Here is a 9009-nt window from a genome sequence, read left to right as displayed (position 1 = left end):
CCTCATTCTCTCCCAGCGCGGTGGCTCAAGTTCTACTTTTGTCACCGTTCTCATCTTTGGTTAGTCTAAACTACAGTGAATCAAAAAGTAGGTCTAAAGGCTGAATATTAACTAACCGCTAAGTTCCTATTAATATCCTCGCAAAAACTCTGCATTTAAGGGCTTTTTGCAATTGTTTGTGATGGTCAAAACTTTACCTGCCAAAGGAATTTCGTAATTTTAGCACTTGCTTCATATTTGGGCTGATTTGTCAATGCGTAAGTCCTATTCACGTAAGTTTTCACAGTTTCATAAGGCATTTCCAAATCAGCAGCAATATCAAACAAAGATTCCCCCAATTCCCGGCGCGCCAAAATCGTCGCCCAAGTTTCAGCAATCTCAGCAGCGCGACTTCCGCCTGTACGCTTTCTGTGCGCCATAAACTTCTCTGTCAATTCATCTATTCGCGCCGCCAATACGCTTTGTATCGACACTTCAGGTAGCGCTTCTGTCAACCATCGTGTTCGCGTTTGTCCCAATCCAAAAGTTGTTTTGTGGCCAGTGCCGCAGTAAGGCGCTAACGGCGCTAACCGCCCCAAATCATAAAATAATTGTACAAAATCAGGGCGATTGTGAGCCGATCGCCCTAGCCCAAATTCCACAGCCCCAGTGAATCCCGTTCCCATGTCTTTTTTGCCCGCCGCTACCTTTTGCGACTCCAATTTGTGGCGGCTAATAATTGCATTTTCATCAATCCAATTCAAAAATTGTGCTTGGGAGAAATTTAGACCCGAAAGTTATTCCAGCGGCGTAAATAGCTGTGAAAAACATTTTCGGGGACTGGCAAAGGGAAGTGATGACCTTTGCTACGAAAGCTTGTAGGAGTCACAAAACTAAGTTTGAGGGTTGGCGACAAGGGGGGTTCTGCTGTTAATAATTGCTGGTAAGTTGTGGGAGCCAAAGCAATATCCCAAGAGCGAATTAGCAGCGGAGCATTTCGCAAATCTATCTCTTGGGGCAAATTTTGCAGCCACTGACTCAGCCACTGCACTACTCGCTTTGAAAGTCCTGTTACGTACCAGCGATAAATTCGATCCCCCAAAAGCTGAAATTCTTTGCCGCCGGGGAGCCAATCACCTTCCAGTCCCGAAATAGTAAAGGCTTTTTCGGACTGTTCATCGTGCAAAAGTTTCGATAAATCCGGATCAGTTTGCTGTACTTGACCTAAAAACCAAGCGTGCAAACCTATAGCATACTGCGCCTACAGATAGCTAGCAGCGCCGGGAGTCAATTCAAACACTAATCCGACTAACTCGGTGTCAGCCGGCCACCTCAGCCCAGACGGAGGAGATTTTCGATCGCGGGTGCGGGTGCGGTTTGGGGAAGTTGCCATCAGATGCCACTAACAAGGACAGCGCTGTGCTATATTAATTATCCGATTTTTATCCCCTTTGGGGGACGATTTCTGAGGGCGATCGACTGCCCCAATGTTTTGGGTACTCCAAAAACCCCGTCTGCCGCCAGTTTCCCGCACCGTCCGGGATAGAGAAAAACCAGTAAAAAACCGACAACCTAAAACTAAATCTTTGTCAAGGTTTTCCTCATTGTAAGTAAACAGAAATATACGAGTGTTTAAAATCCTATTCTGCGCTACAATTGTCAAAAGCTCGTAGCATCCTCAACTCCGATCCTAAACTATGAACACAACAGAAAAATCTAAACTCTCCAACGAAAAAACTTTGGAGGCGATGAAGAATTTCTCCGAAACCTACGCCAAGCGCACCGGAACTTACTTTTGTTCCGAGCCTTCTGTCACTGCTGTCGTCATAGAAGGACTAGCAAAACACAAGGATGAACTAGGTGCTCCCTTATGCCCTTGTCGCCATTACGAAGATAAAGAAGCCGAAGTAAAAGCCGCCTACTGGAACTGTCCGTGCATTCCCATGCGCGAGCGCAAAGAGTGTCACTGTATGTTATTTCTGACACCAGATAACGATTTCGCTGGAACTGCTCAGGAGATTGGAATGGATCAGATTAAAGCGGTCAGAGACACTATGTAATCGGTTAAGTAGGCGGTCGTTAAATGGCAGCAGTTTTGAAAACAGGTTGTTATTTTTCCTATTTTTAAGGCTTAGTTATTTAAAAGAAATCGATCGCCGCCTACTCAAACACACACTCGCAATCGAAAATCCCCAATTTTCAATGGAATGACAGAGGAAATCCCGCTCGACTTTTGGCAAGGTATCGAACAGTTTAACAGCCAAGAATTTTACGCTTGTCACGATACTTTAGAGGCTTTGTGGATGGAAGCCGACGAGCAGGAAAAAAGGTTTTATCAGGGAATATTGCAAATTGCGGTCGCGCTTTATCACTTAGGAAATCAAAACTGGCGCGGTGCGGTAATATTGCTGGGAGAAGGAATAAATCGGCTCAGTTATTATCAGCCGATTTATTCCGGAATTGCCGTTGAAGACTTGCTCGGACAAAGTGCTAAACTTTTGAGCGCTTTGCAACAAGCTGGCCCAGAAGAAGTAGCTAAATTTCAACCGTTGTTCGCAGGTACAGAAGTTGCAGGCTTGCACTTGCCGCGAATTATCAAAGTAGAACAAATTTAGATATAGACGTATATTAGTGTATAATAGTAACAAATTTGCAGTTGAATCCTCTGAGTCACGGTATTAAGCCGATGATCAAACTGAGGAAAAAAAATACAATGGTAGCATCAATTCTAACAATATGCTTCTCAAAAAAGTTTTCATTCGATTCTATAAATCATTCAATGACGACTTCCTAAGAAAAAATAATGACAGGGTGAAGCCTAAACCTTGGGAGCTGATAAAAAATGCTTTTTACCCATATATTGAAGTTCCCATAGAACCCAAAATTACAACAATTGTTGGCGCGAACGAATCGGGCAAATCTCACTTGTTAACTGCCATTGAGAAGGCTTTATTTGTCAAAAATATCGAGCGCAGCGATTTCTGCCGCTATTCTCCACTTTTTACGGTTAAAAAGAACGAATTAAAATACCCTGACTTTGGATCTGAATGGTCGGGTATTTCTAAGTCTGAAGAGGTAAGTTTAAGAGAAATTATAGAAATTCCTGATAAATTGATTTTAGAGAGATTTTTAATCTTCCGTAATAATGTTGACAATTTAACGTTATATTTGCCTGAAAATAGAGATTACAGACCATACAAACTTGGGGAAAGTCAGGTTATAGAGTTACAAAAATTACTTCCTAAACCATTTAGGATTGAGTCTAATATTGCTCTTCCATCAAGCGTTCCTATCAAAAAATTAGTTGAGTTGGCTCAAGATGATTATTCCGGCAGTAGAAGATTTGAGCTTTTAGATAGAGTTCAAAGAAACCAAATAGTAGATACACTTGAAAATCTTAGTAATCATCCAGAATTAATCAATAAAATCAACCTTAATGGGGCTGAAAAAAACGATCGAGGAATGACATTACTCAAATCAATTATTTCAGCGCTTGAGGGAGTCAATTCCAGTAATAGAGAGCAAGAAAAAAGAAATAAAGAATTCCATCTAGCTTACAAATTGATTTGCAAAATTGCTGAAGTCGATACCAATGCTTTACTTGATCTGGCTGAGGCTATTCAAAATGGAATGCAGGGTTTTGCAAATGGAATCATTGAGAAGATTAACCGCCAATTAGCCATTAATTTAAACTTTCCTAACTATTGGGTTCAAGATCGTAACTTCTCTCTAAAAGTAGTGGCAAGAGACTATGACTTAGTTTTTACCATAACTGATAAGACAAAAACTGAATATTCATTTGATGAAAGGAGCCAAGGATTACGATTCTTTCTGAGCTATTACATTGAATATCGCTCTCATGAACCCCATCACAATAAAAGTGAGATACTGTTGATGGATGAACCAGATGCTTACCTGTCTAGTCAAGCTCAACAAGACTTACTTAAAGTATTTGACCTTTTTGCCAATCCCGAACCAGGCTCACATTTAACTAACCCAATTCAGGTAGTTTACGTGACGCACTCTCCTTTTTTAATTGATAAGAACCATACCGATCGTATTCGAGTATTACAGAAGGGAAATGAGGATGAGGGAACACGAGTAGTTAGGGATTTTGCTAAAAATCGTTATGAACCTCTAAGGTCTTCGATAGGGACTCTTATTGGCGAATCAGTTTTTATTGGGAACTGTAATTTAATGGTGGAAGGCATTTGCGAGCAAATAATTATTGCCGGGGCTGCAAGATACCTTCGACCTATTGTTGAATCTGATAAATTAGAAACTTTAGATTTAAACCACATCACGATTGTTGACTCAGGGGGAGCTAACCAAGTTCCCTACATGGTCTATTTAGCTTGTGGAAGACACGTTGAGCAAATAGCAGTTATCGTTCTATTGGACAGTGATAAGTGTGGAAATGACGCTAAAAAGCAATTATTAGGTAGGGGAGCGCAACATAGAAGACCTTTAATTAAACCGGAATTTATTCTTCAGCTTGGCGATCTCAAACAAGAATTCTCTTTGGTTGCTGATAATGCGACCGAAAAACTTGAGATAGAAGATATTATTCCCTTGTCAATCTGCATAAAAGCAACGAAGCTATATTTACAGGAATTTCTACAAGTGGATGAAACTGAAGTTTCTTTTTTAACTGAAGATTTAATTTTAAGTAAGATTGATAATCTGACTATTCTTGATGCCATACAAGAAAGTATTTCAGAATCTTTTTATAAGGAGTTGAAAGTTAGTAAAGCTGGCTTTGCTAGGAATGTTATTCAAGTGGTAAATGAGTGGTCACAGAAACGAAGTGAGCTAGAGGAGAATCAATCTAAGGCATTGCAAATTTTCGAGGAAAACTTTAAAATTCTATTTAAAAAGTTGAACTTTATGCAACGTAGTGCTCAAAAGAGATTGACCAAAGAAATGCTTAAAGAAAAAATCAAGCGTTTAAATGATAGCTTTATTGTACTTCATCCTATTTCTGCAAAACGTGAGGATGGTGTTATTCTGCTAGACGAAATCGAAGATGTTATAAAAAGCAATATAGAAAATGAGTCACCTCAGGAAATCGAAGCAATTCAGAATGTGATCCAAAATTTGCGTCGTCATTACAAGCTTGATGTCGAAATGAATAAAACGATCGACGATTACACTGAATTTAAAATGGGTTTAGAGAGAATTAATAATGCAGGGCTTTTAGCGAGTCAAGAAGAAACTGTCGAGGCTCAAGCAGAGGAGTCAAATATTTCAGAAGAAGTGCTTGAGGATACTAAAATGGATAAGTCTCTTAAGGATGGGCATGAAGAATTGATTAATGAGCAAGTATCTACTACGTCTGAGGTAGAAACTACTGAAGTTTCCGATCGCTCTGCAAACTCTAATATGAGGAAAAAGCCTAATCCACCCAAATAGTATCGAGGTTGTGCGAAACTTCCATATCGGGGAAACCGTCAAAAAACTTGCTTTCTCCAGCAAATCATCCAAACAGCCGGAGAAAGTGCTGCTCTCTTGCTACGATAATTGGTTGAGACTCTCGGGTCAATAAATCGACCTCACGAAAATCTTTCTGACCGTTAAGATAAAATACCTAAGTGGAAATAATGCCCTTCAGCAATTTCAAATATTTTGAGGCTCCAAGCTTATGATGCCCTCCGCTAAACTGCTCAATTCCCGAATATTCAAAGGATTATCGCTGCTGTTGCCCCTGACTCTGGCAGGCGCGATTGCCTCTCCCACTTACCCGCAAGCCGGGCCGCCCCGCACTCTCAGCGTGCGCTCGGACATTCAAGAAGCCGACTCCAAAACCGGCATCGTGACAGCCCGCGGCAACGTCCAAATCAACTATCCAGCCCGCCAAATACAAGCAACTGCAGCTCAAGCACAATATTTCAGCCGCGAGCGCCGGATCATTCTCAGCGGAGATGTTTACGTATTGCAGCAGGGCAACAGCCTGCGCGGCGAAACCATAACATACCTCATCGACGAAGGGCGGTTTATTGCCCTGCCCGACAACCCAGGACAGGTAGAATCTGTTTATTTGGTTGCCCCGGAACAAGATGCAGCAGCCCAAAAAGCAGTGGGCTCTCCACGTCCAACTACAGCCCCCCGGTAAAAGCGGCTCGCAGCAGCGAAATTTCGCCTCAGCCAAAACATACTACTTGGGATAGATGCGAAATTTCGTTTTTAGAAAAATGACAAACTTGAAAAGGTAAAATTTAAATTAGAGACTCGATCGCACAAAGCCGCAGTCTGGAATTTAGCTTGTAGAGGTTGCCGGGAGCGAAAATGAAAATTGTACTCGAAAATATTCACAAATCCTACGGAAAACGCAATGTAGTCAGTCGCGTCAACCTTTCAGTAGCCCAAGGAGAAATCGTAGGACTGCTAGGCCCCAACGGTGCCGGCAAAACCACCACATTTTACATAGCAACCGGATTAGAAAAACCAAATCAAGGCACCGTTTGGCTAAACGATTTAGACATCACTAAATTGGCGATGCACCAGCGAGCGCATTTGGGAATTGGCTATCTCGCTCAAGAAGCAAGCATTTTCCGAAACATGAGCGTGCGCGACAACATTTTGTTAGTCTTAGAACAAACTCAAGTACCGCGCTGGGAATGGCGCGATCGAGTCGATTTCCTGTTGCAAGAATTTCGCTTAGAAAAAATAGCATCGAGTTTGGGGATTCAAATATCTGGGGGAGAAAGGCGGCGGACTGAACTGGCCAGAGCATTAGCGGCGGGACGAGACGGGCCGATGTTCCTATTTTTAGACGAACCGTTTGCAGGCGTCGATCCGATCGCCGTAGACGAAATTCAAACCATTATTGCTAAACTGCGCGATCGTAAAATCGGCATCCTCATCACCGATCACAACGTCCGAGAAACCCTCGAAATTACCGATCGAGCCTACATCATGCGAGACGGCCAAATTTTAGCCTCCGGGGCTGAAGAAGAACTCTACAGCAATCCTTTAGTGCGTCAGTATTACTTGGGCGACAGCTTCGTGCGATAGTTTTTGGAAGGCATTCGGCAAACAGCAGAATTTTAGATTTTAGATTGAGGAGCAATCGGCGAGAACGGGCAACTATGAAAATAGCAATATCCAATTCTTTGAATCCCATCAACTGGCTGCCGAGAATTTCAGTAATGGACTGGTACATTACCAAAGAACTAATCGGGCCATTTCTCTTTGGCGTCGGACTCTTTACATCCGTCGCCGTCACAGTTGGAGCCTTATTTGATTTAGTCCGCAGAGTAACAGAATCCGGCCTCCCCTACAGCGCCGCCATAGAAATTTTTCTCCTGCAAATTCCCTACTTCGTAGTATTGGCTTTCCCCATGTCAATGCTGCTAGCAACCTTAATGGCCTACAGCCGAATGTCCAGCGACAGCGAACTCATCGCCCTCCGCAGTTGCGGAGTTAGCGTTTACCGATTGATACTGCCCGCAGTGATTATGAGTTTAATTGTTGCCGGCTTCACCTTTGCTTTGCAAGAGTTAGTCGTACCCGCCGCCAGCTACAGAGCTACTCTGACTTTAGACAGAGCCCTGAAGCGAGAAAAACCGATATTTCAAGATAGAAATATTATCTATACAGAATTTCGCAAACCAGAAAAAGGTGGCGACGAAATCTTGGCCCGCTTTTTTTATGCAGAACAATTTGACGGCCAACAAATGAAAGGTTTAACAATTATCGATCGCTCCACCCCAGGCCTCAATCAAATCGTTTCTTCAGAATCCGCTACTTGGAATCCCTCAGAAAATACCTGGGATTTTTTCAACGGAACCGCTTATATAGTTGCTCCTGATGGCTCTTACCGCAATATAGTTAGGTTTCAACACCAGCAATTGCAACTCCCCCGCACGCCCTTAGATTTAGCTGCCAGAGCGCGGGATTTTAAGGAAATGAACATTGCCCAAGCTGTAGAGCGTTTGGAGATCCTTAAAAACAGTGGCGACGAACCGCAAATTCGCAAATTAAAGGTGCGAATTCAAGAAAAATATGCTTTTCCTTTCGTGTGCATGGTATTTGGTATAGTGGGAGCAGCTTTGGGAACTCAACCGCGCCGTTCCGGCAGAGGAACGAGTTTTGGTATTAGCGTAGTTGTGATTTTTACTTACTACGTATTTTCTTTCATCACCAGTTCTATGGGCGTGAAAGCTGTTTTGACTCCGATTCTGTCGGCTTGGCTGCCGATGGTGTTTGGCTTGGGAATCGGGGGATTGTTGTTGGTGCGAGCCGCGGCTAGGTAAGTTTTACCACTAACATTGGGAATGGTAATTGGGAACTTGTACTGCCCTTTCACTGCCTTCGGCTCCCTGCCTTTCGGCTACGCGAGCCCTTCGACTGCGCTAAGGAGAACCTAAGTCCAAGGGCAGGAACCGCGTAGCCTAAGTATTGGGAATTGATAATATCGTTTTCGTGGCCGAACTGCCTTCATTTAAGGATTAGAAAAAGTATTGATTTCGCCACCGCCAATATAGCGTCCCGGACGCAGGGAGCGCGGTGTAGAAAAAGGTTGAGGTTGAATGGGCTGCACGCCCTGATTTGTATTTTGGGGAACAAATCCAAAGTTAGGTGGCTCCGGCAAATTAAGCTGACTCGGCGGAGCTGTTTGAAATTGAGAATTCGCTGAATTGGGAGAGAATTGAGGGCTAATTATCTTGCTTCCCCCAATCGCACTTGGAAAGGGAGATGGACCGACATTGGGAAGTAGAGGTGTTGGCGAAGGTGTGGCTACTGGAAGAGCCACAGGTTGAACTTCAGGTGCGAAGCCTGAGCCAGATAAATTAGTTTGGTAGGGATTTTTCGGCAATGCCACCGTTGGAGCCGCTGCATTAATTTCGGGGAGGCTCGGTACTCGGGAATTTAACCCAGCCAAGGACTCAGGGACTGTAGCTGTGGGGTTTAATAATTCTTGAGATTCCTGGCTCACAGTAGTTGTTGGAGACCTGGGGGGGTGACGACCCGCCCCAAACCCATAGTTAGTAAGGATTGAGCCAACTTGTGGTAAAAAAAGATAGGCAG

11 protein-coding genes are annotated in these 9009 nt (G+C 43.3%); 7 read left to right on the top strand and 4 right to left on the bottom strand.

Annotated elements, in window-relative coordinates; all coding sequences use genetic code 11:
- Nucleotides 1-185 precede the first annotated feature (185 nt).
- The 3 genes from cas6 (QUB33_RS28275) to QUB33_RS28265 are packed head-to-tail and all read right to left on the bottom strand — an operon-like array spanning nt 186 to nt 1372.
- A complete protein-coding gene (gene cas6 / locus QUB33_RS28275) occupies nt 186-743 on the bottom strand; it encodes a CRISPR system precrRNA processing endoribonuclease RAMP protein Cas6 (protein ID WP_333357599.1) in 558 nt (185 codons plus the stop codon).
- A 20-nt stretch (nt 744-763) separates the two neighbouring features.
- The gene (gene cas6 / locus QUB33_RS28270) at nt 764-1222 is read right to left on the bottom strand and encodes a CRISPR system precrRNA processing endoribonuclease RAMP protein Cas6 (protein WP_333357596.1); all 459 of its coding nucleotides are present in this window, start codon (nt 1220-1222) and stop codon (nt 764-766) included.
- 18 nt (nt 1223-1240) lie between these two features.
- Nucleotides 1241-1372 (bottom strand): hypothetical protein, encoded by a 132-nt coding sequence (locus QUB33_RS28265; protein WP_333357593.1) that lies wholly within the window; start codon nt 1370-1372, stop codon nt 1241-1243.
- Nucleotides 1373-1375: 3 nt separating this feature from the next.
- Here QUB33_RS28265 and QUB33_RS28260 point away from each other — a divergent pair, with 3 nt between their 5' ends.
- From QUB33_RS28260 to QUB33_RS28230, 7 genes are all read left to right on the top strand, one after another.
- Entirely contained in the window at nt 1376-1525 is a 150-nt protein-coding gene (locus QUB33_RS28260) for a hypothetical protein (RefSeq protein WP_333357589.1), read from the top strand.
- A gap of 151 nt (nt 1526-1676) precedes the next feature.
- Nucleotides 1677-2039, top strand: a complete 363-nt coding sequence (locus tag QUB33_RS28255; RefSeq protein WP_333357586.1) for a ferredoxin-thioredoxin reductase catalytic domain-containing protein — start codon at nt 1677-1679, stop codon at nt 2037-2039.
- A 147-nt stretch (nt 2040-2186) separates the two neighbouring features.
- Nucleotides 2187-2594: a DUF309 domain-containing protein gene (locus QUB33_RS28250; RefSeq protein WP_333357582.1), complete on the top strand. Its 408-nt coding sequence runs from the start codon at nt 2187-2189 to the stop codon at nt 2592-2594.
- A 121-nt stretch (nt 2595-2715) separates the two neighbouring features.
- Nucleotides 2716-5391, top strand: a complete 2676-nt coding sequence (locus QUB33_RS28245) for an AAA family ATPase (protein ID WP_333357578.1) — start codon at nt 2716-2718, stop codon at nt 5389-5391.
- Between the two features lie 229 nt (nt 5392-5620).
- A complete protein-coding gene (locus tag QUB33_RS28240; protein WP_333357575.1) occupies nt 5621-6091 on the top strand; it encodes an LptA/OstA family protein in 471 nt (156 codons plus the stop codon).
- 173 nt (nt 6092-6264) lie between these two features.
- Nucleotides 6265-6993: an LPS export ABC transporter ATP-binding protein gene (gene lptB / locus QUB33_RS28235; RefSeq protein WP_190738078.1), complete on the top strand. Its 729-nt coding sequence runs from the start codon at nt 6265-6267 to the stop codon at nt 6991-6993.
- Between the two features lie 74 nt (nt 6994-7067).
- Complete coding sequence (locus QUB33_RS28230) at nt 7068-8234, top strand: LptF/LptG family permease (protein ID WP_333357571.1); 1167 nt, start codon at nt 7068-7070, stop codon at nt 8232-8234.
- A gap of 188 nt (nt 8235-8422) precedes the next feature.
- On the opposite strand, the gene QUB33_RS28225 is transcribed toward QUB33_RS28230, so the two are convergent.
- The gene (locus QUB33_RS28225; RefSeq protein WP_333357567.1) at nt 8423-8917 is read right to left on the bottom strand and encodes a hypothetical protein; all 495 of its coding nucleotides are present in this window, start codon (nt 8915-8917) and stop codon (nt 8423-8425) included.
- Nucleotides 8918-9009: the final 92 nt, after the last annotated feature.

It is taken from the genome of Microcoleus sp. B3-A4 (assembly GCF_036705385.1).
GTDB lineage: Bacteria > Cyanobacteriota > Cyanobacteriia > Cyanobacteriales > Microcoleaceae > Microcoleus.
This window is presented reverse-complemented; position numbering and strand designations above follow the sequence as displayed.

Bases quoted from the DNA above. Each gene is read 5' to 3' on its own strand.
- lptB (WP_190738078.1), top strand. From the start codon at position 6,265: ATGAAAATTGTACTCGAAAATATTCACAAATCCTACGGAAAACGCAAT.
- QUB33_RS28240 (WP_333357575.1), top strand. From the start codon at position 5,621: ATGATGCCCTCCGCTAAACTGCTCAATTCCCGAATATTCAAAGGATTA.
- QUB33_RS28255 (WP_333357586.1), top strand. From the start codon at position 1,677: ATGAACACAACAGAAAAATCTAAACTCTCCAACGAAAAAACTTTGGAG.
- QUB33_RS28250 (WP_333357582.1), top strand. From the start codon at position 2,187: ATGACAGAGGAAATCCCGCTCGACTTTTGGCAAGGTATCGAACAGTTT.
- QUB33_RS28265 (WP_333357593.1), bottom strand. From the start codon at position 1,372: ATGGCAACTTCCCCAAACCGCACCCGCACCCGCGATCGAAAATCTCCT.
- QUB33_RS28260 (WP_333357589.1), top strand. From the start codon at position 1,376: ATGCCACTAACAAGGACAGCGCTGTGCTATATTAATTATCCGATTTTT.
- QUB33_RS28245 (WP_333357578.1), top strand. From the start codon at position 2,716: ATGCTTCTCAAAAAAGTTTTCATTCGATTCTATAAATCATTCAATGAC.
- QUB33_RS28230 (WP_333357571.1), top strand. From the start codon at position 7,068: ATGAAAATAGCAATATCCAATTCTTTGAATCCCATCAACTGGCTGCCG.